The 26,105-nt window shown below is 33.6% G+C and carries 31 protein-coding genes; 3 read left to right on the top strand and 28 right to left on the bottom strand.

Annotation, left to right across the window (positions count from 1 at the left end):
• Window positions 1–38 precede the first annotated feature (38 nt).
• Both Q0893_RS12385 and Q0893_RS12380 read left to right on the top strand, forming a co-directional pair.
• Complete coding sequence (locus Q0893_RS12385; protein ID WP_298903407.1) at window positions 39–509, top strand: heme-binding domain-containing protein; 471 nt, start codon at window positions 39–41, stop codon at window positions 507–509.
• 14 nt (window positions 510–523) lie between these two features.
• Window positions 524–1,753, top strand: a complete 1,230-nt coding sequence (locus tag Q0893_RS12380; protein ID WP_299276051.1) for a glycosyltransferase family 4 protein — start codon at window positions 524–526, stop codon at window positions 1,751–1,753.
• Window positions 1,754–1,808: 55 nt separating this feature from the next.
• On the opposite strand, the gene Q0893_RS12375 is transcribed toward Q0893_RS12380, so the two are convergent.
• The 21 genes from Q0893_RS12375 to Q0893_RS12275 form a co-directional block, all read right to left on the bottom strand.
• Window positions 1,809–2,531: a YebC/PmpR family DNA-binding transcriptional regulator gene (locus Q0893_RS12375; RefSeq protein WP_298903410.1), complete on the bottom strand. Its 723-nt coding sequence runs from the start codon at window positions 2,529–2,531 to the stop codon at window positions 1,809–1,811.
• Window positions 2,532–2,607: 76 nt separating this feature from the next.
• On the bottom strand, window positions 2,608–3,642 hold the full coding sequence (locus Q0893_RS12370) for a hypothetical protein (RefSeq protein WP_298903411.1): 1,035 nt from the start codon (window positions 3,640–3,642) through the stop codon (window positions 2,608–2,610).
• 2 nt (window positions 3,643–3,644) lie between these two features.
• Window positions 3,645–5,702, bottom strand: coding sequence for a carboxy terminal-processing peptidase (locus Q0893_RS12365; RefSeq protein WP_299276046.1), 2,058 nt, complete (start codon window positions 5,700–5,702; stop codon window positions 3,645–3,647).
• Window positions 5,703–5,750: 48 nt separating this feature from the next.
• On the bottom strand, window positions 5,751–6,041 hold the full coding sequence (locus tag Q0893_RS12360) for a 4a-hydroxytetrahydrobiopterin dehydratase (RefSeq protein WP_298903413.1): 291 nt from the start codon (window positions 6,039–6,041) through the stop codon (window positions 5,751–5,753).
• A 112-nt stretch (window positions 6,042–6,153) separates the two neighbouring features.
• Window positions 6,154–6,990: a sugar nucleotide-binding protein gene (locus Q0893_RS12355; RefSeq protein WP_298903414.1), complete on the bottom strand. Its 837-nt coding sequence runs from the start codon at window positions 6,988–6,990 to the stop codon at window positions 6,154–6,156.
• A 22-nt stretch (window positions 6,991–7,012) separates the two neighbouring features.
• Window positions 7,013–8,083: a glycine cleavage system aminomethyltransferase GcvT gene (gene gcvT, locus Q0893_RS12350; protein ID WP_299276041.1), complete on the bottom strand. Its 1,071-nt coding sequence runs from the start codon at window positions 8,081–8,083 to the stop codon at window positions 7,013–7,015.
• 188 nt (window positions 8,084–8,271) lie between these two features.
• Window positions 8,272–8,907 (bottom strand): pyridoxal 5'-phosphate synthase, encoded by a 636-nt coding sequence (locus tag Q0893_RS12345; protein ID WP_299276038.1) that lies wholly within the window; start codon window positions 8,905–8,907, stop codon window positions 8,272–8,274.
• 44 nt (window positions 8,908–8,951) lie between these two features.
• Complete coding sequence (locus Q0893_RS12340) at window positions 8,952–9,878, bottom strand: DUF5050 domain-containing protein (RefSeq protein WP_299276035.1); 927 nt, start codon at window positions 9,876–9,878, stop codon at window positions 8,952–8,954.
• A gap of 146 nt (window positions 9,879–10,024) precedes the next feature.
• On the bottom strand, window positions 10,025–10,660 hold the full coding sequence (locus tag Q0893_RS12335) for a matrixin family metalloprotease (protein ID WP_299276031.1): 636 nt from the start codon (window positions 10,658–10,660) through the stop codon (window positions 10,025–10,027).
• Window positions 10,661–10,667: 7 nt separating this feature from the next.
• The gene (locus Q0893_RS12330) at window positions 10,668–11,036 is read right to left on the bottom strand and encodes a hypothetical protein (protein ID WP_299276028.1); all 369 of its coding nucleotides are present in this window, start codon (window positions 11,034–11,036) and stop codon (window positions 10,668–10,670) included.
• Complete coding sequence (locus tag Q0893_RS12325; RefSeq protein WP_299276025.1) at window positions 11,036–11,518, bottom strand: nuclear transport factor 2 family protein; 483 nt, start codon at window positions 11,516–11,518, stop codon at window positions 11,036–11,038. Before Q0893_RS12325 ends, Q0893_RS12330 begins: the two co-directional genes overlap by 1 nt.
• 164 nt (window positions 11,519–11,682) lie before the next feature.
• Window positions 11,683–13,110, bottom strand: a complete 1,428-nt coding sequence (locus Q0893_RS12320) for a hypothetical protein (protein ID WP_299276022.1) — start codon at window positions 13,108–13,110, stop codon at window positions 11,683–11,685.
• Between the two features lie 5 nt (window positions 13,111–13,115).
• Window positions 13,116–13,907 (bottom strand): alpha/beta hydrolase, encoded by a 792-nt coding sequence (locus Q0893_RS12315; protein WP_299276019.1) that lies wholly within the window; start codon window positions 13,905–13,907, stop codon window positions 13,116–13,118.
• Between the two features lie 145 nt (window positions 13,908–14,052).
• Complete coding sequence (locus tag Q0893_RS12310; RefSeq protein ID WP_299276016.1) at window positions 14,053–14,802, bottom strand: hypothetical protein; 750 nt, start codon at window positions 14,800–14,802, stop codon at window positions 14,053–14,055.
• 96 nt (window positions 14,803–14,898) lie between these two features.
• On the bottom strand, window positions 14,899–15,294 hold the full coding sequence (locus Q0893_RS12305) for a VOC family protein (protein ID WP_299276013.1): 396 nt from the start codon (window positions 15,292–15,294) through the stop codon (window positions 14,899–14,901).
• A gap of 29 nt (window positions 15,295–15,323) precedes the next feature.
• Window positions 15,324–15,728, bottom strand: coding sequence for an AraC family transcriptional regulator (locus Q0893_RS12300; protein WP_298903425.1), 405 nt, complete (start codon window positions 15,726–15,728; stop codon window positions 15,324–15,326).
• Window positions 15,729–15,846: 118 nt separating this feature from the next.
• A complete protein-coding gene (locus Q0893_RS12295; RefSeq protein ID WP_299276009.1) occupies window positions 15,847–16,488 on the bottom strand; it encodes a hypothetical protein in 642 nt (213 codons plus the stop codon).
• A gap of 103 nt (window positions 16,489–16,591) precedes the next feature.
• Window positions 16,592–17,251 (bottom strand): pyridoxamine 5'-phosphate oxidase family protein, encoded by a 660-nt coding sequence (locus Q0893_RS12290; RefSeq protein WP_299276006.1) that lies wholly within the window; start codon window positions 17,249–17,251, stop codon window positions 16,592–16,594.
• 2 nt (window positions 17,252–17,253) lie between these two features.
• On the bottom strand, window positions 17,254–17,769 hold the full coding sequence (locus Q0893_RS12285; RefSeq protein WP_299276003.1) for an N-acetyltransferase: 516 nt from the start codon (window positions 17,767–17,769) through the stop codon (window positions 17,254–17,256).
• 19 nt (window positions 17,770–17,788) lie between these two features.
• Window positions 17,789–18,079 carry a DUF1272 domain-containing protein gene (locus Q0893_RS12280; RefSeq protein ID WP_298903430.1) on the bottom strand — a complete coding sequence of 97 codons (291 nt, stop codon included), beginning with the start codon at window positions 18,077–18,079 and terminating at the stop codon, window positions 17,789–17,791.
• 1 nt (window position 18,080) lies between these two features.
• Window positions 18,081–18,599: a DinB family protein gene (locus Q0893_RS12275; protein ID WP_298903431.1), complete on the bottom strand. Its 519-nt coding sequence runs from the start codon at window positions 18,597–18,599 to the stop codon at window positions 18,081–18,083.
• Between the two features lie 91 nt (window positions 18,600–18,690).
• Between Q0893_RS12275 and Q0893_RS12270 the strand changes: the two genes are divergently transcribed.
• Entirely contained in the window at window positions 18,691–20,172 is a 1,482-nt protein-coding gene (locus tag Q0893_RS12270; RefSeq protein WP_299275999.1) for a PLP-dependent aminotransferase family protein, read from the top strand.
• A gap of 59 nt (window positions 20,173–20,231) precedes the next feature.
• Here Q0893_RS12270 and Q0893_RS12265 read toward each other — a convergent pair whose 3' ends face one another.
• The 7 genes from Q0893_RS12265 to Q0893_RS12235 all read right to left on the bottom strand — a co-directional run bounded on the left by Q0893_RS12265 (window position 20,232) and on the right by Q0893_RS12235 (window position 26,050).
• Window positions 20,232–20,603 carry a DUF2200 domain-containing protein gene (locus Q0893_RS12265; RefSeq protein ID WP_299276548.1) on the bottom strand — a complete coding sequence of 124 codons (372 nt, stop codon included), beginning with the start codon at window positions 20,601–20,603 and terminating at the stop codon, window positions 20,232–20,234.
• Window positions 20,604–21,024: 421 nt separating this feature from the next.
• Entirely contained in the window at window positions 21,025–21,582 is a 558-nt protein-coding gene (locus Q0893_RS12260; protein ID WP_298903434.1) for a hypothetical protein, read from the bottom strand.
• 131 nt (window positions 21,583–21,713) lie between these two features.
• Window positions 21,714–22,295: an HAD family hydrolase gene (locus tag Q0893_RS12255; RefSeq protein WP_298903436.1), complete on the bottom strand. Its 582-nt coding sequence runs from the start codon at window positions 22,293–22,295 to the stop codon at window positions 21,714–21,716.
• 43 nt (window positions 22,296–22,338) lie between these two features.
• Window positions 22,339–24,120 carry a hypothetical protein gene (locus Q0893_RS12250; protein WP_299275994.1) on the bottom strand — a complete coding sequence of 594 codons (1,782 nt, stop codon included), beginning with the start codon at window positions 24,118–24,120 and terminating at the stop codon, window positions 22,339–22,341.
• 225 nt (window positions 24,121–24,345) lie between these two features.
• A complete protein-coding gene (locus Q0893_RS12245) occupies window positions 24,346–24,885 on the bottom strand; it encodes a GRAM domain-containing protein (protein WP_298903439.1) in 540 nt (179 codons plus the stop codon).
• A gap of 150 nt (window positions 24,886–25,035) precedes the next feature.
• Window positions 25,036–25,527, bottom strand: coding sequence for a hypothetical protein (locus Q0893_RS12240; RefSeq protein ID WP_298903440.1), 492 nt, complete (start codon window positions 25,525–25,527; stop codon window positions 25,036–25,038).
• The gene (locus Q0893_RS12235; RefSeq protein WP_298903441.1) at window positions 25,511–26,050 is read right to left on the bottom strand and encodes a GNAT family N-acetyltransferase; all 540 of its coding nucleotides are present in this window, start codon (window positions 26,048–26,050) and stop codon (window positions 25,511–25,513) included. Before Q0893_RS12235 ends, Q0893_RS12240 begins: the two co-directional genes overlap by 17 nt.
• Between the last annotated feature and the right edge of the window lie 55 nt (window positions 26,051–26,105).

Here is a 26,105-nt window from a genome sequence, read left to right as displayed (position 1 = left end):
CTTGATTTTGTATTTTTAGATCACTAAAATTATATAAAATGAAAATCATAAAAAAGATACTTGTTGTTTTATTAATTGCTTTCATAATTATGCAATTTTTCGGACCAGACAAAAACGAGGGTGATTTAACCTCTATAAATGCTTTTATAGCAGATACAAATCCGCCTAACGATGTACATGAAATTTTAAAAAATGCTTGTTTTGATTGTCATAGTGATGTGACAAGATATCCATGGTATAATAAAATCACACCTATAAATTATTGGATGGCAGATCATATAGATCATGGAAAAGGCCATTTTGATGTATCGTCTTGGGAAGGGTATTCTCTAAAAAAGAAAGATCACAAAATGGATGAGCTTATCGAAATGGTTGAGGCTAAAGAGATGCCGCTTCCGTCGTATACATGGACTCATGGTGATGCTAAACTTTCTGAAGCACAAATTAAAGCTATTGTCGATTGGGGCAAAGCAGTTAGAGCTAAGTATAGCGAGCAGATGCAACCATAATAACTCCGTGTCATTTGAATAAAAAACTGCTTATTATTGGTTTTGTTTGGCCAGAGCCTAAGAGCTCGGCGGCAGGAAGCCGAATGATGCAACTCATTGCATTTTTTCAGTCTGAAGGTTATAGCGTCAGTTTTGCGAGCGCCTGTGCTAAGAGTGATAATGCATTTGACCTCTCTACGATTGGAGTAGATAGAATCACTATTAAACTCAACCATTCAAGTTTTGATGATTTTGCATTACAGCTAAATCCAGATGTTGTGCTTTTTGATCGGTTTATGACCGAAGAGCAGTTTGGTTGGCGAATTACTGAGCAATGCCCAGAGGCTATCAAAATTTTAGATACAGAAGATTTACATTTCTTGAGACGAGCACGACTGCAGGCATTTAAAGATGAGAAAGCCGTCTCTAACGATTATATTTTTAATGACACGACAAAACGAGAAATCGCTAGTATTTATCGTTGTGATTTGAGTTTAATTATTTCAAAAGCCGAAATGCAACTACTAGAGCAGATGTTTAAAATTGATTCATCGCTATTGCTTTATCTTCCATTTCTTATCGATCCTATTTCCGAAGAACAACAACAAACATGTTCTACTTTTGAAGAACGCCAGCATTTTATATCTATAGGAAATTTTCTTCATGAGCCCAATTATAACGCACTGTTGTATTTAAAAGAAACCATTTGGAAAGGGATTAGACAACGACTACCTAAAGCCCAATTGCACAATTATGGCGCCTACGCTTCTCAGAAAGTAGATCAGTTACATAACGAAAATGAAGGGTTTTTAATTAAGGGTTTTGCTCAAGACGTTGGAGATGTTATGCAGCAATCGAAAGTGCTTTTAGCCCCAATTCGGTTTGGAGCAGGGCTGAAAGGAAAGTTGTTTGATGCCATGCAAAATGGCACACCATATGTAACAACTACAATTGGAGCAGAGGGTGTTGTAGAAGATGCAGAGCAGGATTTTGTGTGTGATGTGGCAGAAGAATTTATAGATTACGCAGTAGAGCTATATCAAAGCGAATCACTTTGGACTACGCAACAAAAGATGGGGTTTCAGATTTTAAACACACAATTCTCAAAGACAAACTTTGAAGTTCAGTTTAACGACCGATTGCATGTGGTTTGCAAAGACTTAGAATCACATAGGCAGAAAAACTTTATCGGACAAGTACTTCAACATCATACTTTGCAAAGTACTAAGTTTATGAGTAAGTGGATTGAAGCAAAAAATTCGTGATTTAAAAGCATAAAAAAACCCGAAACAAGTTCGGGTATATAGGATTACATTTTATTTATTCGTCAGTAGACTCCTCCATGGTATGGTAGACGTTTTGAACGTCATCATCTTCTTCCAGTTTTTCGAGTAATTTTTCTACCTCTTCAGCTTGTTCTGTACTGAGTTTTTTTGTGACTTGTGGGATACGTTCAAAGCCAGATGATAAAATTTCAATAGATCTTGATTCTAATTCGGCTTGAATGGTACCAAAGTTCTCAAAAGGGGCATAAATTAAAATACCATCGTCATCAGCAAAAACCTCTTCAGCACCATAATCGATAAATTCTAATTCAATTTCTTCTGGATCAAGACCTTCAGCATTTATTCTAAAATTGCAGGTACGATCAAACATAAAGACTACAGATCCAGATGTCCCTAAGCTACCATCGCACTTATTAAAATAACTACGAACATTAGCTACTGTGCGCGTATTATTGTCGGTTGCAGTTTCTACTAAAACGGCAATACCATGAGGTGCATAACCTTCAAAAACAACTTCTTTATAATCGCCTTGATTTTTATCTGAAGCTCTTTTAATAGCACGCTCGATATTGTCTTTAGGCATGTTAACGGCCTTTGCGTTTTGAATTACCGCACGCAATCGAGAGTTAGAATCTGGATCAGGTCCTCCTTCTTTAACAGCCATAACAATGTCTTTACCAATACGTGTAAAGGCCTTGCTCATTGCCGACCATCGTTTCATTTTTCTTGCTTTGCGAAATTCAAAAGCTCTTCCCATTAGTGTTCTGTTTTAAAAAATCATTTTAGTGAAGTTCAAAATTATCGAAATTATATCGATTTGACAATACTAGAGCTTAGTCTTTAGGGATGTGTTTTGATAAAAACTTCGAATTAGTGGCATTCAAACTATTGATCATTTTCTGGCGTTGCTCATTTAATTCTACGTTTACCTTATTGTAATTATCAGCGGCCTCATTGATTTCTTTTACTTTTTTGTTGTAATTATCAATTTGAGCTTCAGTACGTTTACGTTCTGGTGTTTGATCAATAGATGCCTGGATTTTTTCAAAATCTTCATTCAAAATTAAAAATTCGGTGATCACCGGAATTTGGTTTTCACTTTCGTCTATAAAAAACTCAAACACTTTTTTAGTTGCATTCAGGATTGAAGTATCATTTTTGTAAGTGGATTTAGTTTTTAAAATTTCTAATCCGTCTTTAGCTGCAGTATTCAAGGCATTTGCGTTTTGTTGAATAGCACTCACATCATTAGCCGTTATAGCTTCCCAGAGATATACCTCATTGATATATACTTTAAAATAAGTTAGAAACAAATCATTATAATGTTCAAATACCTGGTTGGAAATTTTCATTTTTTTTCCAAGGTCGGTTTCATTTTCAACAATATTTATATTGTGTTTAGTGGCAAACTCATGCAGGTTTTTTTCGTAATCTCGTTGCGATTCCTCCATTTTTTTATCTGCTAATTCTTGAGCTAAAATATAGGCCTCCATAGCATCATATGACTGTTCTGCAACGGCCTTCATGTCAATGATTTTAGCGTAGTCTTGATTGAGTAGATTTTTATTAAAAGTGAGGTGTTCTAATATTTTGTTCTTGTAATCGTCGCCGTCAAAACCGTTGGCTTTTTTAATTTTTAAGATGGCTCTATCAACAGATTTTAGAAGATTTTTTCGTTTACCATCAATGCTACGATCACTTTTGCTGTGTGCAACTGCTTTGGTATATCGCCACATATTTTTAGTGATGGCTTTTTGCTCTTTTCCAACAAAATCTAAATAGTCTGTTGCGCTTTTGAAGTTTTGAGCAGACATAGAAGTAATTACAAATAAAAAGGCGATGGTTAGTTTTAAGCTAATGTTTTTCATACTTAATTTAAAGGATTTAAATTTAGAAGATCCTGAAGAATAGCGTAAGCCTCTTCAATATAAATGTCTTGTTTTATGTCTTTTAAAATGGTTTCATTTATTAATTTCTGATCTTCATTATAGCTCATAACTTCCTGAGTAAAGGCTGAGTTTTTTACGGTAAAATCAGATTCGTTATTATCAATGGGTAAGTTGATAATTTCCCATTGCTTACGATAATTAGTCATTTCAGTATAGACATTTTTTAAGGTAAGAAGATATTCGGTATCTATCTGAAAATAGTTATCGATAATTAATGTGTTGAGGTCTTTTACAGAGGCGAAAGACTTGTCGTTGGCTATACGCAATGCGCTTCTTTTTTTTAGTTCATTTATGGGAAGTGGCTTGAGTTTTGGATATTTTTTTACTCCAGGAATGGTGTCATTTTGAAGCGCAAAATCTTCATACTGTTCTTGGGTTCCAAAACCATCATATACATTAGGTAAAATAATATCTGGAATCACGCCTACAGATTGATGACTCTTACCAGTTACACGATAGAATTTCTCAACGGTTAGTTTAGAGTAGCCTAAAGAGTCGGTATCACCTAATGGTAAAATGGCTTGAGCAGAGGCTTTACCATGTGTACTTGCTCCGACGATTATTGCTCTATTGTAGTCTTGCATGGTTGCTGCAAAAAACTCAGAAGCAGAGGCGCTATAGTTATTTACTAAAACGATTATTGGTTTTGTGAATAATGAACCTCGGTTTACATCTCTAATTGTATAGGTTTCACCATTGTTGTACTTTAATACTGAAATGGGGCCTCTATTAATAAACATTCCTGAAAGGTCTGCAGCCTCTTTCATGGAGCCTCCACCATTAAACCTTAAATCCAGAATAAGTCCTTCTATTTTTTCCTTTTGGAGTTTGTACAACTCTTTTGCCACATCATTGGCAAGCCCCAAACCATTAGGAGATTCAAAATCTGAATAAAAACTTGGGATATTGATATAACCTAATTTTGATTTGTTTTCAATAACATAACCAGAAACTGTATTTTCTTCAATTTTGGTTTCTGTTTTTGTAAGCTCGATATCTTTTACAGCTCCGTTTTGTTTTTTTATTTTGAAAGTGACTGTTTGATGCTTTTGATTGCTTGTAAAAGCCAAGACGTCATCGTTAGAAATACAATAGGTTTCTAAAGTATCAGTGTTAGATGTTAGCGATTTTATAACATCGTTAACATCAAAGTTGCCGTTATTGAAAGCTGCACTTCCAGGTGTGATATGCGCAATTATAATATCGCCATTGTCATTTTTAGATGTAATAATTCCGAAGGACAATTGATTACTGGATAAAGAGTTTTCGTAAATGTCTTTTTCTGTAGGTGTAAAAAATAAAGAATTAGGATCATGATAATGAAGGTAGGCATTAAAAAAAGCTTCTTTGACAAAATTCTCAACGTTGCCAAGCCTGTTTTTTAATTCTTCTAGTTTGCAGATTTCTTTTTGGATCAGTTTAGGTTTTAATTCGGCCTCTAGGCTTTTGAAATTGTTTTGCAAATTCTCCAAAACCGAATCATTTTCTACAAGCGTATATAGAATGTTATAACGCATTCTTTTACTCCAATATTTCTGTATTGCTGCATTGTCTTTAAAGTATTTATACTTGGTTTCAGGCTTAAATCGTAAGGTGTCTTTTCCCGAATAATCAAATGTTTCTCGTTCAAGCGCAGAAATAACCTCTTTGGAATTTTCAATACGTTTAGATAATATTTCAACGTATTTATCAATAAAATCACAGGTATTATTATTAATGTAATCGTCTAAAGTATTTCTGTCTTTTTCAAAAATTATGACATCATCATTGGTGAATAAACGTTTGTCTTCATCTAAACTATATAAGAACAAATCTAACACGTGTGTTGATAAACTATCATTAATTTCTTTTGGCGAATAATGACTTGTTTTTACCAGTTTTTTTAATGCCTGCAACTGTTCACAGAATAGATTACTGTTTTGGCTTTGACCAAAACTGCAAACAGACAATAATAAAATTATGGAAAATCGTTTAAGCATAAATAGAGATTAGATAAGGAAAATAAATCAAAAATCGCACCAAATATGTTAGTCTTGAACTTCAACTATGGCTTCTATGGCTTCAGCAAGTTTAAAATCTCTTTCAGTAACACCGTCGGCATCATGAGTAGATAACGATATTTTTAAAACATTGTAAACATTGGTCCATTCTGGGTGATGGTTTTGCGCTTCACATTCAAATGCTATTCTACTCATAGCACTAAAACAGTCCTTAAAATTATCAAATTCAAATTCGGCATACAATGCATTATTTCTATGTTCCCAATCAGGAAAGCGGAGTAATCGCTTTTCAATGTTTTCATCTTTCATAACGTTCATACTGTAAAAGGTTTACTTAAAAATACTATAATTTGATGTAAAATAAGAGGAATAACTGGTTGGAACTATAAAAAAAGACGAACCGAATACTTTTTACTGTAAACTGTACATTCTAAGACTTCAAAAGGTCTTCTAATACTTCTGAACTTGTAATTTCTAGGTGTTTTGGTAGTTTGTTGAATTTTGGAAGCACAGCAAGATAACGGTCTTCATTAGTTGTATATACATGTTTGTATACGACGCCGTTTTTTGAAGATAACTGCTTAATAATATCTTTAAAATATTCATCATGGTGGACCAAGTCTGTACTACCTAAGTGAAAAATGCCATGTTTGTTTCGATTAATTATATAGTGAATTTGTTGGGTGACTTTCGTATCTGTGGTCACATTCATTATAATATTGGGAAAAATTTCAATGGCGGTTTTTTCTTGAAGATGTTGTTTTAATGCTTTTAATCTTGGAGATTGTGAGCCTAAAACCATAGGTAATCTTACGATGGCAACCTTTTTTTTAGGTAAGCGTAAGAGCATGTTCTCAATTTTAATTTTGAAATGCCCATAAATACTATCACTTAGGGTTTTATCAAGTTCATAACTTGGGTATTTACTATAGCCATCAAATACATTTGCTGACGACAAGAAAATAATCTTGCAGTCATTATCGATAAGATATTCTGCGATATGTTGATGTGCTATAGTTTGCGCTCTAAAATCGCCACGTAAGCAAGATATAATAATAGATGGCTTAGTTGCTTCTAGTACATCATAGACATCGTCTTCCTCTACATTGTAATGAAAAAAATGATGATTGTTTTCATAGATTTTTTTGGGAATACGATAGGTGCCAAAGGTTTTGAAATAGGCACAGAGTTCTTTGTAAATCGCGTTACCAATAAACCCGCTAGCACCTAAAATTAAAATACGATGTTTACTTTCAAATGCCTTCATTAATCACGCCTCAATCTATAAATTATCCTTTGTAAAAAGGCAATTTTACTACAGTAGCTGGCACTGCATTTTTACGAATCTGTATGTTAATTTTACTATCAACTTTCGAGAAGATGGTTGGCACATAACCAAGGCCTATACCTTTCCCTAAACTTGGCGACATAGTTCCAGAAGTGACATTTCCAATTGTTTTTCCACTAGAATCAACAATGTCATAGCCTTGTCGAGGAATACCACGATCGTCTAATTCGAAAGCCACAAGTTTACGTTCTGGCCCGCGACGTTTTTCGTCTTCTAAAGCCTCAGAATTAGTAAAATCTTTTGAGAATTTTGTAATCCATCCTAAACCAGCTTCAATTGGAGATGTTGTATCGTCTATATCATTTCCGTAGAGACAATATCCCATTTCTAAACGTAGCGTATCACGTGCAGCTAGGCCAATAGGCTTTGCTCCAGCGTCTACAACCTTATCCCAAATTTGCTTCACTTCATCATTTTTGCAGTAGATTTCAAATCCACCACTTCCTGTATAGCCTGTTGCCGAAATAATAACATGCTCAATACCTGCAAAATCACCAACAACGAAATTATAGAATTTAATTTCTGAAAGGTCATGACTTGATAAGCTCTGCATGGCTTCTACTGCCTTTGGACCTTGAATAGCAAGTAAGGAGTAAGACTCACTTAAATCACGCATTTCAGCACCAATGTCATTTTTTGAAGAAATCCAGTTCCAATCTTTTTCAATATTACTAGCATTAACGACTAAAAGGTAAGTTTCATCCTTTACTCTGTAGACAATTAAATCATCTACAATACCACCATCATCATTTGGTAGACAGCTGTATTGTGCTTTTCCAATTGTTAATTTAGAGGCGTCATTACTACATACTTTCTGAATTAAGTCTAAAGCATGAGGTCCTTCAATAAGGAATTCTCCCATGTGAGACACATCAAATACACCAACTCCAGTCCTTACGGCTTCGTGTTCTACATTAACACCATCATATTGTACAGGCATATTGTATCCTGCAAAAGGTACCATTTTTGCACCTAGGGCTTCGTGAGTTGCGGTTAAAGCTGTGTTTTTCATATTAGAGTAATTATCAGTTAGTAGTCTTGATTTTCACAGGCAAATGTATCGAAAAATATCTATTTCTTAATACCTGTTTCCGAAGAAAATTGGATTAAAAATTTGTTAAAACGTTACTGTGTCGAATAGCTATTGTGGTTAGGGTTTTTGATATATTAAGTTAATAAAAGGCAATACCCTGGTATGCATTAGGGTTGTAAAATAAATTTAGACCACTTGTTGTTGGTTTTAACATATAATTCGCGATAGTGTAATCTGTTTTTTTTGAACGTCATAAGTTCAATTCGTTTAGGAACAATATAAAAACCAGACCAATGTTTTGGTTTATCTATGATAGAATTGACAGTATTTATTTTTTCTTTTTCAAATGTGCTCACCAATTCCGAAAAGTCATTGGTTTGTTCACCTTGATTAGAGATGTGACTTACTATTTGTGCGCCTTTGGATCTTTTACTAAAATAAGTCTTGGCAAGGTCATTTTCAATTTGAATGGCATCACCTTGAACTCTCACTTGACGTTCAGTAGCTGTCCACCAAAATGTGAGCGCTGCTTTTGGGTTTGCCAATAATTCTACCCCTTTTCTAGACTTAATTGGTCCAGTAATCACAAATTTTTGGTCTATAACCTCTTTAAGTGATACAAATCTGGAATTAGGATAGCCGTCCGATCCAATGGAGCTTAGACAGCAAACGGAAGGTAGAGGAACTGTACTTTTATTAAGTTCTTCCTGATACCATGTGTTAAACAAATTTAGCGGATTCATGCTTAGTTTTATCTTGTTACATGTGTTTGTAAAATTACATCGTTTAAAATGAAGTAACAAAAGAAAGAAGAACGAAAGGAAATTACAAGTATTGTTGTCGTAGGCTATTCGTTTTTGTTGGTAAGTTGTGTCACCTCTGATGTTTCAAGATTGAAATCAAACAGCTGATATGTCCCTGTTCTTTTTGAAGTAAAGATAACGCGATTTTTACCTGGTACATAATTAGGACCTTGGTCTCTATAGCTATTATGTGTAATTTGTTTTCGATTAGAACCGTTTTTTTGAATTTCGTAAATCTCTGCTCCTGACCACGATTTTTTTGCAGAACCTGCAACTTTTGATGGTTCTCTTGAGTACCAAATAATTTTTTCGCTATCGGGTGACCATCTCGGAACACGGTCTGACCGTGGGTCGGTTGTTAGGCGTTTTACATTAGTGCCATCACTATTCATGATATATAACTCGTTATTCCCATCTCTATTAGATACAAAAACAATATGTTTACCATCGGGAGAAATTGAAGGGGTTTGATCTGAAGCCTCGTGATGGGTGAGTTGTTTCCAATTTTTTCCAGTTACATCCATTACATAGATATTGTTATTGCCTCCTTTTGCTGAGCTAAAAATGAGCTGGCTGCCATCTGGAGACCAATTAGGATCTGAAGTCATATCTTTTTCAGTACTTAGGGCTTTATAGTTACTACCATCTTTATCAATAAGGCAAATAATAGTGTGTTCTCCTGCTAAAGACATAAATACAATTTTGGAGGCATCTGGTGAAAAGAAAGGGTAATAACAACTATGTTGAAGGCGGGTGAGTTGTTTCTTATTGGAGCCATCAGTGTTCATTGTGAAAATTTGGTTGATACCATCTACGTTTGACACATAAACTATTGTGCTCCCATCTTTAGAGTATGATGCATTTCTTGATTGAGAGCTACTTATATTACTCCAGAAGAAAAGACAAAAAACGATGAGCATTTTAGATATTGATGACATAAATGTTTGAAGTTTTAGTACTGATTCTTTCATTAAAAAAGGTTTATAAGTTTCAGGTCTACTGAGTGTGTATTCATATGGTTATAATTAAAAGTAGCAAAATGAAAGAAAGAAAGGTAAAGTCTTATAAAAGTTAACCAAAGGGGTAACGTCGCAGCACAAAGATGTTTAAGAACCGATTAGTTTATCTTGTGCAAGCAGCTTTTGCATAATTCAAAACCAGCCAAGTCTACAGTTTTAATGGTTTCTACTGCATCTTGCATGACGCATTTGTCTGTATCACAGTGGGGAAGCCCTAGATTATGTCCAATTTCATGGACAGCAATTTTTTGAATTCGATTTATATACGTTTTGGGTGTTGTATTTTTTAATCTGAAATTAGAAATGACACAGCTTTTACCTGGTTTATATCCTAATCCGAAAATTCCCCAGTCTCCATATTTTGCTTCGGGTTGCTTAATGTTTCCGTTGACATCTCTTTTGGTTGTAGAAATGTCTTTTGACGTGATTCCTAGTATGAAATCAATAGAATCTGGACGATGCCTTAGTAAGTCTTTGAGAAGAGAATCGGCACGATATCGAGGGCTTTTAATATTGACAAATGCCTGTTTTGGGAGTGCTTTTTTATCTAGCACTATGACATTAGCATTGTAGGTTTCTTTTAAGATTTTAGTAACCGAGTTAATGATTGCTTTATCAGGCTCTCCATAAGGTTGAATGCCAATTTGTTTTGGATTCGATGTGCAAGAGTAACAACTTATTATAAGTACCCAAAGTATAAACTTACTCCTATATGCAGCGACTGTTTTTATCATTTTAGATTCACCTGTCTACGTTAACACGTCCTTGTCCTTTTTGGCCAGTAGAACTAAAGTAGCTACCTCCATAAAGATACCATTCTAAGGATTTTAGTACATCTACTGCATTTTCGGGTGTAATTGTTTTAATCGTTTTTTTTGAAATTAAGCCTCTATACCATCTGCCAGATCTTGAGAAGGATTCATATTCTACCAAATAGTGTAACCATCGCGACTTGCAATGCACGCATTTTTCAATGGTAACCTCTCCATACCTACCATTAGTAGTATCGATACCAACCAAACGTGATTTATAATCTGAGAATAAAAGTGGAGGTTTATGACATTTACAATCGCTCGTTTGAATTGTAGGATAGGTTTTATATGTCATCATTATTCTGATTCGATTGATAAATACGTGATAGAGGTTATGTGCCATTTATTTTCAAATTTGATAAGACTGAATACGTCGTAACCTTGCCATTGCATTAAGTTACTTTCTGTTCCGAACTTTGCTGTATACTTTACCCATACACTTGCTAAATCATTTTTTATGTCGGTAGTTATTGTTAAAGGTTTTTCTTCAAAAATGGGTTGACTATCGGGACCGTTTTTTGTTTGAGCTAAAAATTCTGTAATTGAATTAGAGAATAGTGTTGGTTTTGGGTCATTTGGGCCATGCCAAATTGTTGTTAGTATTGCTTTATCTGCAAAAAATTGACGGTATGTATTCCAATCTCGTTCAGACATTACCGAGTAATACTGTGTGATAAAAGATTCTAACTTGGCGGTGTCTTCATTAGACGTTTTCGTTTGTGGCGTATTGCATCCAAATATAACTAGGCCAAGGATTAGGGTATATAAATGAATCTTCATATCATATGTTTTTCAAATGTCATAACTCGCAATAAATAAGTGTGAAATGCTTACTCTGACTTGTGAACTAAGTTAGGAAAAAAGAACGAAGTTTTGGGGTTGTGCCTAATTTTACACCTGTTTTTAAGAATTAATAACGGTATACATTATTCTTAGTAGTGTCGCTAGTTTTTCATTGATTTAAATATCGCACTATCTTCCATTTTAGTTTGTTTCTCTTTTTCGATAGCCTTAAATATGCTTTCAAAGTCACCTTTGAAATTTGATTTTATTTGAGTGTCTCCTAGCTTGTCTAAACAATACAGAAAGTTATGAATTGACTTTTGAGAATTATCTTTATCAAACGTTGCTGTTAGCCAAAATAACTGCGCTGCAAAATCATAAATCCCTAAATCGGATGCTATTTCTGCATATTTGAAGACATCGCTTAATTTTTCATTTTCATTTTTGAATAAACCACCAATTTCTTGACGTCTAAATAAAAGATAGGCGTCTTTTCCTGTCTTTGCTCTTACATCCATATGATATAACGGGTTATGTTTATAAATTTCAACCTTGGCAATATCCCAATCTTTTTTGTCTTCTGGTGATATCTTATCTTCTTTTAGTTTTAGTGCGTTTTCAGAATAATATTTCTCATAAAGTGCCCAAGCAGAGTTTGGGTAAATGTCAAGAATAGCATTATAGATGTTTATTGCTACTTTATAGTTGCCTTTATCGTGTTCTGAAATTCCTTTAAGTATTTCTTTTTCTAGATCTTGATAAAACAAATTTAATCTGTAATTAATGGTTTCTAAGTAATCATTTGAAATTGTTTGTGGATTTGAAAATGGACGAAGAATTTCGATATATTTTTTTGCATGATCAAATTCACCTTGTGCTACTAATGCATAGATTTTAGTAATTGGAATGAGCTGATTTCCTCTATCCATTTCTAGAGTAGCTCTCCAATAATTAGTGTTTAAACTTGTTGCTTTTTGAGTGTCATATGTCTTATTAAAATTAGCATTCTGTATGAGGTTTCCAAATGTTTTAACCCCAACGAATTTGTCATTTACAATAACTTGATAAGCACTTAATATTGGAAGCGCTTCATTAATAGCATAGGCTTTGTTTAGTTTTAACTTCGTTTTTAAATCTGCTTTTTTATATGCATCTAATTTTAATTTAACTGGATTTGTAAATGCTTTGAAGTCGGTTATTTCTCCATTGTTAGTACTATTTATAGAAATGAAAATAGGAAAATCGACGAGTTTAGTATTGTCTATTTTTAGTTTACTTAAGTCTTTTAAAGTTTGATCCTTTAAAGTGTTATCTATTTTTGGGTTTGAATAGATTTCATAGGTTGGCTTTCCTTTTTTATGGGCAATTATTAAGATTCCAATTTTTTGAGTTTTTGGGAGGTCATTAAAGCTCGATTTACAGTAATCTGTAATTTTTGAAATCGAATTGATAAATGCGTCTTCATCAATGTTAATGTCGCTTATTTTTTCGTTTTCAAGTAGGTTAATCATTATCTCTACCTCATTTTCTTGAGAAAAAACATTTCCGCATATAAGAACTAGTACGAGTGCTAAAATTTTTATTTTCATGCGTTTTAATGTTTAGAGAGAAAGGTTTTTGACTTCGAAATGAATTCATCTTTAGTTTCACCTTCATGAGCTCCATGAGATACATTTGGTAATATCCAAAGATCAGATAAAGGCAGATTTTTTCTTACTCGAGCAACTTCTTCTAAATCCATACCTTCATCATCATCACCCATCATAATTAGAACTTCGGGCTTTATGCTTTTTAATTCTTCATTGGTTAATGCAACCGTATAATTATTAAACTGCTTCATAATTGCCTTTATTTTGTCATCAGAGCCATGATAATCTGATAACCACGGAAAGTCTTCTTTATTTTCAAAAGTAAAAGCATTTTGGTATTCAGGAAAATCGTTCACAGTCCAAGTCCCAACAGCGCCAATTGTTATCATAGAGGTTATTAAAGAAGGGTTTAGTAAAGCAAGTTGATACAGGACGTCACCACCAAAACTAAAACCTATGGCTTTAATCTTATCCAATTTCAAATATTGAATTAAAGCATTAAGATCTTCTGCTACCGATTTTATAGATAGGTTTTCTTTAAAAGCATCCGATTTACCATGTCCAGTTAAATCAATTAGATAAACTTTGTATGATGAATCAAAATTTTCAACGTAAGGTAGCCATGCTTTTGAAGACAGTGAATAACCATGTAAAAGAAACAAAGGTTCTCCTTGTCCATAGCTTTCATAGTATATATGTTTTCCGTTAACTAATACAGATTCTGATGTCTTTAAGTTTTGAGAAAACAGATGAGTTGACATTAAAGTTAGTAGTATAAGTATTGTGTGTATTTTCATTTGAACTATATGTTGATAGGTAGTAACGAAGTTATCAAAAGAAAACGAACCTTCTGAAAATCTGACACTAATTTTCCGATGACGTTATAATGATACAAGTTAGAGCTTATAATATTTTAATATCCGAAAGGGCGTTTTTGGATATTCAAGGGCTATCAAAAGTTTTCCAGCGGGTTGGGCTTAATGCTTTTCCATCTATGGTCATTGGGATAAACCTAACCTTATATTTTCCATTTTTATTAAAGGTAAAGGCTCCAGAGCACATGCCATGTCCAACACTTAGTTTTTCATTCCACATGCGTAAGTAATAGGTTGTTTTTTTGTTGGAGGAAAGTTCAACAACTTCTGTTTTAAACCATAATTCGTCATCTGGTATATGCTTTACATTGAAAATAGCATAGGATGCTGGTCCGCAGCCATAAAACACTGTTTCTGTTTTTTTAAATTCTACCGTTAAATCCGAGTTTAGCTCGGCCAGTGATTCTTTATCTGACGTTGTCCAATAAATTTTTTCTCTTTTCTTTTTTTCTCTATTATACCTTACCATTTCTGCTAATTCAGCATTTGTTTGATTAGCATATTTGAGGACATAAGTGGTGTTTGGCTTTAGAGGGCTTGATGTGCAAAAGATAGCCTGGGTTAAATGCATTTGACCTTTTAATATGTCTTGAAGGTTTAACTCAATTAATTCTCCATTTTCACTCTCCAAATAAACACTGCGCTCTTTAAAGCTATTAACTGTTTTTTGACTAAAATAATAGCCTTCTATGATAAACATAGGATTTAAACTAATGTTCTTTTGCTCAGGAAAGAAGTACATTCCACTGCTAGAGCAATCTGCAAAAGCCGATTTAACGCCAAAAGTAAAGATAAAGAGAAGTACAAGTTTTTTCATAATGTTAGTTCTATAACATTTATCAAATATCGTTCCGTTGCTGTTAGGCTGGGATGGAAATGATTGACTTATACGTTAAGTTTTGGGAATAAGGTTTTATAATTCTTCTACTAATTGAATATTATTTCCGCAGGTGTCATTGAAAACAGCAACCTTTACAGTGCCCATTTCCGTTGGCTTTACACTAAATTCAACATCAAGATCTATAAGTCGGTCATATTCAGATTGTACATCGTCTACATCAAATTGAGTCCATGGATATCCTGCTTCCATCAATGCATCTTGAAAGACTTTAGACGGTTCAAAATGAAGCGGAGCAGGTTCTAGTAATAATTCTGGACCATCCTGCCAATCTTTTGAAACTAAGGTTAGCCATCTATTGCCTCCACCTAATGGCAGATCTTTCTTTTTTAAGAAGCCCAGCTTTTCTGTATAAAATTGTAATGCTTTTTCTTGGTCACGAACTGGAATACTAATTAGTGTTACTTTCATCTTGATTCTATTTTATTGTTAGGCAAAGTTCAGAACTCCCTATCTATTTTACTTCTCGAAAGTTGCTCTTTTTGAAATTTGGCAGGTGATTTTCCTATTTTTCTCTTAAATAAAGTACTGAATGAACCTAGACTTTCAAAACCGACAGCGAAACAGGTTTCAGTTACCGACATATCATTTACGAGATGTTCCTTGGCTTTCTCAATTCGTTTGTCTATTAAGTATTGTCTTGGCGTTTGGCCATAATATTTTTTAAACAAGCGTAACAAATGATACTTAGAAACATACTGCATATGAGACAACACATCCAAATTTAAATCGACATCATAATTGTTTTCGATGTAGTTTCGAATTCCAATTACGGTGTTAATTTGTCCTTCGTTTGAATAGACCACATCTCGAATTCTATCAAGTTCTTTTTCGTAAAATGTCATTAGTTTGTTGTCTTAGATGGCAGTAAATGTGTTGTCCTGGTTTGGAACTAAGTTAGCAAAAGAAAACGAAGTAGAGTAATATATGTATGTAATTTAGGGCATAAAAAGAACAAACAGTTTAATCTAATTTCAATTCTATCTCTTCGATATCCTTATAAATGTTTTTGATGACACTTTTACTTTTGCCCCAATCAATAAGCTGACCTTTAATTTTTGCATCGACGTCCATTTTTATGTTATCGTCATGTTCTTGTAACGAAATAATAATATCTCCTCCGAAAGTTTTAAAGTCGGATGGAATTTCTGCAAGCATTACAATACCGTTATCTGCTTGTTCAACACTAACTAAAGGGTAGTTGTTTTTCGCTAGTGAACACAAGATTTTTATAAAGAGTTCTTGAATGATTATGTCGAAATGTGCTGTGCTAGACCTCCCCGTTTTTACACCAAGATTTTTATAGATAGGAATTATAATATCTGCGGTTCTTTTTACCGATAAGCTTGTTAGCGGAGCAATGAGTAAGTCTGCACGTTCTAAAAATACTTCTGCAGAAATAGAGCGTTTAGAATTTTCTAGAAAATGAGAGATAAAACTATGAACTTTCGGGTTTTTGATTAACAAGTCGAAGTCTTTTTCTGTACGCCAATTAGGAATAGATAGCGCTTCTGTTTTATTGTTGTTAAGTCCTTTAGTTCCGCATTCTGAGCAATAGTTTCCTTCAATTTCGATGCTACATGTTGGGCAATAATTCTTTTCCATTTAGGAGGCTTAAAAAGGGGCTACTACAGGTTTACGTAATGCCGTCGTGTTTAGGCAACTAAAATAGGAAATACAAACCGAATAGAAAATTGATTATAAGGTTCTATTTGTTTTGATGATAATAATCTAAAATGTGTTTAGGGATTTCCATTTTTTGAGGTAAACCTTCATCAGGGACAGGGTATTCGGCTACTTGCTTTATAGGAATTAATCCGGCCCAAACATCTAAATTATAATCTTCGGGTTCGTCTCCAACGCCAACATCTCTAATTTTAGCTGAAGCGGTTTCAATAGTCATTTCCACTACTAATGTTCTATCTAGTTCTTCTTGATGCATGGGTCTAATACCATCCCAACGCCCTTCCATCATATGTTCCATAAAACAATGAAGAGCTAGTTCCTTTTCTTTCGGATCATTAATGTTTTTAATTGTGCCAAATAACGTTGCACTGCGATAGTTAACAGAGTGATGCAAGCCTGAACGCGCTAAAACTAATGCATCTAAATGCATGACAGTCATGCTCATTTTTTTGGATTCTAATAAATGGAGCAACATCCTATTTGCTTGTGAGCCATGTAAATATATTTTGTTGTCTTTTCTGCCGTAAGCCATAGGTAACGTTATGGCTCTACCTTCATAAACATAACTTACGTAACCAATAAAACCCGCATCCAAAATAGTATTGATTTTTTCAACATCATAGGACGCTCGTATTTGTCCGCGTTTTATTCTATTTAATTTTGATTTTGAATAGTCTGTCATTGTTATATGTGTTTTGAGAATACGATATTATCATATGGTTTTCCATTAACTAGGAAGTTTAATTCTCCTACGTTTTTAAATTCATTTTTCTCATAGAATCTTATGGCTCTATGGTTTTTTACGTAGACCGAAAGCCATATCATATCTAATTGCAGTTCTTTGGCCTGCTTTTCAACATAAGTTAGTAGCTGTTGCCCAATCTTTAATGGTATAAATTCATTTAAGATGTAGATACGATCTAGTCGACAATTGTTTTGAGAAACCACATCTTTGTGGTAAGCATTTACTATTAATTTGGCATAACCAGCAGGCAGATCATTAACATAAATAATGTAGAATATGATTTTAGGTTTGTTTATATCTTCCTTTGTTTTAGATACAGAAAATGCTTCGTTAATATATTGAAGTAGGTCATTCTTGTCATCAATAAAGGGACCATGAGATTCAACGTAAGTAAGCCGACCTAAAAGAGCTAAAACGTCTGTATTTGATTCTATAGCTTTTTTTATTTTTATCATTTCACGCTTTTTTTGTTTGTTATCTTTTTTCTGGAGGAATAGTTTTATATCTATCTGAATTTAATTTGGTCTTTTGTACATCTTTTGGTTTAAATATGCGTTTGCTTGAAGCTGGGTTCCTTTCTATTTCTTTTTTAGGTCTAATTGGACGCTCAACAAAATTCCCAGAACAGCTAGGGCATACATTCTCGAAAATTTCGAGCGCGCATGTTTTACAATACGTGCATTCATAGGAACAAATCATTGCCTCGGTAGATGTATAGGGCAGGTCTTTATCACAATGCTCACAATTGGGTCTAAGGTCTAACATGTTATAAATATTTGTTTTTTATGACTTCCATATGCCAAATATCGTGACCTAAAATTGTAAAAGCTGCTGCGCGTGCAGACATAGCTCCTCCGTTAGAATTTCCTATAAAGGATAAGTTTTCATTAGATAAACTATTTAATAATGATATGGAATGATTTCTATTGATTTCAAATTCGTTCAATAAATGTTCTATTGATTTGAGGTTGGCCTCAGATGGTTTCATATATACGTTCTGATCAAATCCGGCTAAAGGTGTCGTATCTTGTCTAGCAATTCTAAAGCAGCGATACATGAAAATTCGTTCGGTATCTATGATGTGTTGCAAAATTTCTTTTATACTCCATTTTTCGGCTTGATAGCGATACATGAGCTTTTCATTTGGAATTGATTTAAAAAAATCAATTAAGGTGTCTTTACCTGTTGAAAAGCCTTTTTTTAGTTCAGTTTTATGAGATAATTTGTCAATATATCTTAGATAGTAGTTATCGAATTCTGCTGATTTTAAATCTAGTTTTGTCATTTTAATTAAGGCTTTTATGCTTTTATAATTCAAAAATATTATATTTATGGACTACATTGATGATCCAGAATTAATATAATTAATAGTCCAGATGTTTCCATATAAAACGAGTATTCAATTTGATAGAACGTGTAATCAGGCCTTGTATCTACAATTGGCAAATCAAATTATTCAATATATTAAAGATCAAACCTTAGCCCCTAATACTAAACTTCCGGGGAGTAGGACTTTAGCAGAACTATTAAATGTGCATAGAAAAACGGTTGTAGCGTGTTATGAGGAGTTGTTATTACAAGGATGGGTTGAAAGTATTCCCAAGAAAGGAACATTTGTACTTGGTAGTCTGCCAATATTACATCAGCAAAAGTTAGATGACGCTGAGGTTTTTGGTGTCAAGACAACTGCTGGTTTTTCTTTTTATAACCATGCGAATTTGCCTGAAAAGCCTTCAAAAAGCGATGCTGATTTTATGTATTTGAATGATGGAATTTCTGATGGAAGATTGACACCAATTGATGACATAGCGAGAACATACAGAAGAGTTTGTAACAAAAAAATGATTTTCGAGCATTTGTCATATGGTTCTACTTATGGTAATGACTCTTTACGAGATGTATTGGTTGACTATTTGAATGCTACACGAGGTTTACATATAACCAAAGAGAATGTACTGATTACGCGCGGGAGTCAAATGGGTATCTGGCTGACCTCACAATTGGTGCTTAAAAAAGCAGATATTATAGTTGTAGGAACTACTAATTATGAATCGGCAGATTCCACTTTTCTATATCAGAAAGCGACAATAGAACGCGTAACGGTTGATGAGAATGGTATCATAACCGATGAGATTGAAAGGCTGTGTAAACGAAAACAAATTAAAGCCGTATATGTAACAACGCATCATCATCATCCTACTACAGTAACGCTTTCAGCAAAAAGAAGAATCCACCTTTTAAATCTAGCAAAGCAATACAATTTTGCGATTATTGAAGATGATTATGATTACGATTTTAATTATAATCACGCTCCAATTTTACCTTTAGCCAGTCATGATGTCAATGGAAATGTTATTTATATTGGCTCGGTTTGTAAGGCGGTTGCTCCAGTATATAGAATTGGTTATCTAATTGCTTCAAAAGCATTTGTAGATGAAGCTGCTAAACTAAGAGGCTTTGTTGATAGGCAAGGTGATGCCTTGTTAGAATTGACATTTGCAGATTTTATAAAATCTGGAGATTTAGATCGACATATTCGAAAAGTGATGAAAATCTATAAGCTACGTCGCGATTTGTTTTGTAAACTTTTTAATGAAGAATTAGGTGCTTTTTTCCATTTCGAAATTCCAAAGGGAGGAATGGCTGTTTGGGCAAAGTTGAATTCGAATTATTCTTGGGCAACTGTTTCTGAAGTTGCTAAGACCTACCACTTAGACATTGGTAACTGGAAACGCTATGATAGCGCTAAACTAAAGCATAATTATATTAGAATTGGTTTTGCATCGTATAACGAAGAAGAAATTTACGAATTGGTAAATAGATTCAAGAAAACGATGGATGAGGTTAAAAACTTATAAAAATTACCTTAAACCTTTACACTAATTTATGCAGTTAAAATATAGCTGTTATGGAAGTTTTATTTCTTTTCTTCTCGCAAAATTTTTTCCATTTTGCGACCTTTTGCTAGTTCATCAACCAACTTGTCCATATATCTAATCTGTCGTGTTAGTACATTGTCAATGTCTTCAATTCTATAACCACAGATCACTCCTTTAATAAGGTGAGCATTTGGATGTATGCTTGCCTTATCAAAAAATGTTTTAAGGTTTACCTTACTGTCAATTAATTCTTGTAATTGATGGTTATCAAAACCAGTTAACCATTCTATGACTTGATTTAGTTCTTCTTTGGTTCGTCCTTTGTTCTCCACTTTAGTCACATAATGTGGATAAATTGAGCCAAAGACCAAGTTTGCAATACGTTCGTTATGTTCAGCGGTTACTTTCATTTTTAATCCTATACTAGTTAGTGTGAACATATCCATTTATGAATAGTTCTGTAGACTAGGGACTAAGTTAATAAAAGAAAACGAGCCAGAGGAAATGATGTTTATTTATGAACAGCTAAGGAACCAATGGTTTTCGTTTAGATACAAGTTTAAAGATTTTCGTATATTTAGATATGAGTTTATCAGAAGAATATTATCAGATAATTATTTTAATTATAGTTATAAGTGTAGTTTGGGGTTTTACGACCTATTTTACCAGAAATGGGAAGAACTTCAGGAGCAGTAGAAATAAAAGGGCAAGAAGACAACTGTAATGAACAGAGTTTTCTTAGAATTTAGATTACAAACACTTTTATCAATTGTTTAAATTTTTTTATTTCAGAATACATTTTGTAATGAATAGCTGTGGTTTCGTTTATGCCTAATTGTGTGTTGTTAATTCTTCTTTTCTATAAAGAAGTAGTGCTAGTCCAGATGCGAATACGACACAACTAATTAACATTAAAATCCCATTATTCCAGATAAAATAAGAGAGTCCAACAAATGGTCCACCTATTATAACCATAAGAGAGCTTATTGTATTGGTTTTGATAAAATTTAAAGCGTGTAGGGCTAAACCGACGAAAAGTAATGATGGTCCAATTATCACAAAAGGATATAAAATCGAAGGTGTATTACTTATTTGTTCGCTTAATGCATTTCTTCCCATATCGTCATTTCCGAAACTCCACATCATAAAATCAATAGTGCAAAGTCCGATATGAGCTATTACTCCTAGTCCAGTTAAAATAGACGCAACAGAATTAAGTCTGTTTTTAGGAAATACGAAATTGAAAAAAAACAATAATACTGCTCCTATTAGGTTAAACCAATGGGCTAAGTCGATATGCTTCTGGGCGCTCAAAGAACCTTGAGCAAAGTAGATGTAGCTTATGACAAAAAAGATTAGTCCAAGTAAACAAATGGTTTTTGATTTCATTATAGTTTTGATTGATTAATATTTTTAAAATTCTACCTTTTTTAGATTATTAAGAATTAACAAAGCCTGAATTGTTGAAAAATGATGATGATTTGTCAAAATGTTTGATAAGCTATTAGCCTCATTTTACTTCAAGTTTTTCTCCATCCTCTTTTTTCAATGTTTCTAACATGTGTTTTGTCTTTTAGCGTTTTCAAGTATTGAGATAGCGCTTTCAATTCGTCATCGTTGAGATCGCCTACATACTCTTTTGGATAAATTGCATTCCCAAAATTATCACTTGATTTATGAGGTGTATCATCAATAATAAGCATCCTATCGAGGCTAAACCCTCTTCTCTTGAGCTTTTTTAATGGTTTAATAAAATTATAATGATCCATATATCTACTTTCATAGTTGCCAAAATCATCTGTATTTAAAAACCGTTTAGGCTTACATCTGCTTCTTCCCCAAACAAACTCTAATTTTAGTTCTGCAGGAAAAATAATGTCAACAACTTCTTCAACATAATCATCAGATGCAGATGACCATACAGCTATTAAAAAGTCATCCTTAATTTGATCTAAAAAATGATCTAAATATGGTCTGCGATAAACATAATAGTCAAATACTTTAAAATCTGCTTTTCTATTTAATTCCTTTGGAGTTGCATGAACTAAAGTTTCGTCAATGTCTAGAACGAGTAATATTTTATGATCTTCTTTTTGATTCATTTTATAAAGACTAGCGAGATTTGGTTGTTTTACTATTTCAGACTTAATTATCCAACTGCCAAAATATGACCTTATAGCTAAAGACTGAAAAGGCTATTTTATCCTCAACTGGGGAAAAGACAGGATGTGCTTTGTCTGTTGGGTCAAAGGTAAGTTGTTTCAATTGTTTACCATTAAAAGACACTTTGTATAATTGATAATATCCTTGGTCGTCAGGTGCAATATAAGCTATCCATTGGTCGTTGGATGATAGGCCAATTCCAGAATATAGTTGATCACTGTTAAATGAATAGATTAATTTACCTTTCCCGCCATCTATTGGGATGCACCATATTTCTTTTCGATTGTCATCCACCACATATTCTACAACTAGACTTTTACTATCAGAGGTCCATTGAACGTCTGTAAAACTGCCATTTTCTAAACCAATTGGGGAAATTAATTTTTGCGGTGAGGTAATTTCACCTTTATCCTGGTCTATACCAACAATGATTAAACCCATTTTTTCGCCCTGTTTTGTGCCTGTTGTTGAAACAATCCACTTACCATCTTTTGACCATCTTGGCCAACCCGTTTCATATCCACCTTTAGTTAGCGGTTGCTCCATTTTATCTCCAGATACAGGCATAATCCAAAGGTCATCAGTTTTATCTGCGTGTGTGTGAAATGCAATCCATTTGAGGTTCGGGGACCAGCACATGCCTTGATCTTCTGAATAGGAAGCTCTTATGATGGTATCGGGTTGTTTAGCCGGACTTTCTCTGTTCACATAAGCCCAACCTAGATTTTGATCAATATCTGGGTACTTGGCATCGTCCATTACAGTCCTCCAGTTGCCATAGGTAAAAGCCACTCTTTTTCCATCGGGATGCCAGTAAGGAATTTCAGATTGAAACCCTGTGAGTGTGGTAGATGGACCGCCTTGACCAGAAACAGTTGCAATGGATATGCGATAATCTTTTAATTTGAATAACACTTTGCCGTCTTTGCTGATGCTTGGAGCATAAGTGTCCTTAGAAAAGTTTGTAAGTTGCTGTTTTTGATTGGTTTCTAGATTTTGTTTCCATAATTCTAAAATTTTATTGTCATTTCCTGAGGCATAATACATGGACTTACCATCGTTTGTAAATGCAATTTTACCATAAATGTTTCCACTTATTTTTTGAGCTTTTGGGTTTCCAAGATCAAGCTGAATATACCGCTCATCATCTTTAATTACAATTCCGGCCCAACAAGATAAGTTCGGATTCCATTGTAAGGATGTTACGTGTTCAAAATCTGAAACCACTTTTGGATTGTTACCACCTGCTTCAAATTCAATGACAGCGGTTCTTCCATTTAGATTAGCACTACCAGCAATGTGTTTTCCGTCTAAAGACCAAGTAAGCTCTCGCAGGTTATGCCGAGAAATCTCGGTTTTTGTACCATCTGGCTTTATTACAATAAATGCCTCTTTATCTGGCCATAACGGTTTACTAGTATTTGCTTGAATGTTGTATGTATACCATGTCTTGCGTGGTCCTCCTAATTCGGAGGTAATGAGATTGCCATTAGGTGTCCACGTAAAATAGCGAATAATAGATCCGTTATTAGCGAGTTTAGTTGATATGCCTCCAGTAATAGATTGAATTTCTAATCGCCTTGAATCAGAAAAGGCAACTAATTTACCATCTGGTGATACAGCACCAATAGGATCGCGATAAGCTACAGGTCCTTTTTGCTTGACAATATTTACAAGTTGAAATTCATCTTGGGCCACACAAAAATCGGATATGAAGAAAAGAAACAACACATTCGACAAAATAAAAAGATGTGATTTCGACATGATTATTAAGTTTAAAAAGAAATATAATAAAAATAGACGTTTAGCACGTGATTTTTAACACTCTAAGGACTATTAATTAACTGAACACGTTGCTGTTTGGATTGTGTTCTATTCAGGGGTTTTTAATGTATTCCTTTCAACTTTTAAGCGATCAATACTGTTTGTAATACATAGTAATAATATAATCGCTATAAGATTAAAATTTACTTATATATATCAAAAGTGCTATTGTGAGGCGTGTTTTTTAATTGATTCTGCTATGCTCTCAAACCATAAGTCTCTTTCATTAACAACAAAATTAAAGACCTTGTTATCAAGTGTTACAATTTTGATTTTGTTGTCAATAATTTTAGCGGTTTTTCCTTTAATGATTGTTTTGATATTCTGATATGCAATAGTCGTTTGTTCTTTTCGGATATTCAATTTATGCGACTTAAATATCATTTTTTTATTGGTCAGAAATAGTTTTCCACCAACACCACCTATCCCTCGAAATACATTTGCAGGACCTTCAATTTCAATAATTTCGTCGGGTTCTAATTCTGGTTTTATTGCAGCTCCCATTGTATTCGAGAATCTTCCAGCAAGTTTTTCATTAATGTAAGGAAAACCGATTCCAAAAATAATCCCGAATACTACGCCTTGAAAAATGATACTATTACTAGTGTAAATGTCTTCATCTGAAAAATAATCAAATGTCCACAGTAAAATGGAATAAAGAATTGCAGTTCCGACGGCGAATAGTATTCGGAATTTCAAGCTCATTTTTATTAATTTCGTTCCTATTTCCATATTGCTTTTCTAAGATATAATGGGATGTGTTTGTCTAAGGTTAGTAGTGTTAGTATACATAAAGTTACAGATTATTCTAAACCAGAAGGCCATCAAGATGAACTTCAGAGTATGCCAAAGTAATTAATTAAATACGCTATCGTAAGGTCTTTTTTTTACTTTTTCTTTTAAAAACCCAAGTACTTTTTGAAAATCAGATGCATCCATTTGGGTTTCACTTATTATCAAATTGTGTTCGTCTTTATTTTTCCTAAACATAACAATATGGATTGAATTGACCACTTTATAATTCAATATATCTGTCCAATTTATGTCTTGATGGTTTCTTTTGCTTTCATATATTAGGCTTTCGTCTGTGAATTTAAATGAACCAAAATGCAACATTTCTGAAACTTTATTGGCAGGTAAATATTCTAAATACACCTTTTTATATGTTTTGTATGTGCCATTTAGCATATAGAACCAAAAAAAAGATAAAACGGCACCTAATAATAGAAGACTGCCAAAATTTCTATAATCGAGCGCGATTGAAACTATGCCAGCAATCAAACAGATAACGCCAATTACGACACTTAATGTTCTAAATATATATATGTCGTTATCTATATTTGGCATTTGCATTTATAAGATTTTTGTCACACCAATACCAAATAGCGTCTTCGCTTTCGGGTTCATATGGCGCAAATTTATCGAATTTCATTCCAACTTTTTCCATCACTCTGATAGACGCTTTGTTTTCTTTTTCTGCAATGGCAATTATCTTTTTTAATTTGAGTCTATCAAATCCATAATTTAAAATTGCATGTGAAGCTTCGGTTGCAATGCCTAATCCCCAATATTCAGGTAAGAACCTATAACCAAGATCAATTTCATCAAATTCTGGGAGATATGCCAATCCTGACCAACCGACAAATTGATTTCCATTTTTTAATATAGTCGCCCATCTACCAAATCCATATTTTTTATAATTAATAATTCTTTTTTCTATAGCCTTTGTCATTGCTTCTATAGATTTCACTACAGGTTCTCCAGTATATTTCTGTACCTCAGGATTAGAATGTAATTTAAATAATGCCTCTTTGTCATCAAGGGTGATTTCTCTTAATAATAACCTTTCTGTTTCGATTAAAGTTTTCATGCAATTACTTATAACACGTTTATTAATGATTAGCTGGATAGGGTAGGTCTAAGAT

The organism is uncultured Psychroserpens sp. (assembly GCF_947494225.1).
Lineage (GTDB): Bacteria > Bacteroidota > Bacteroidia > Flavobacteriales > Flavobacteriaceae > Psychroserpens.
This window is presented reverse-complemented; position numbering and strand designations above follow the sequence as displayed.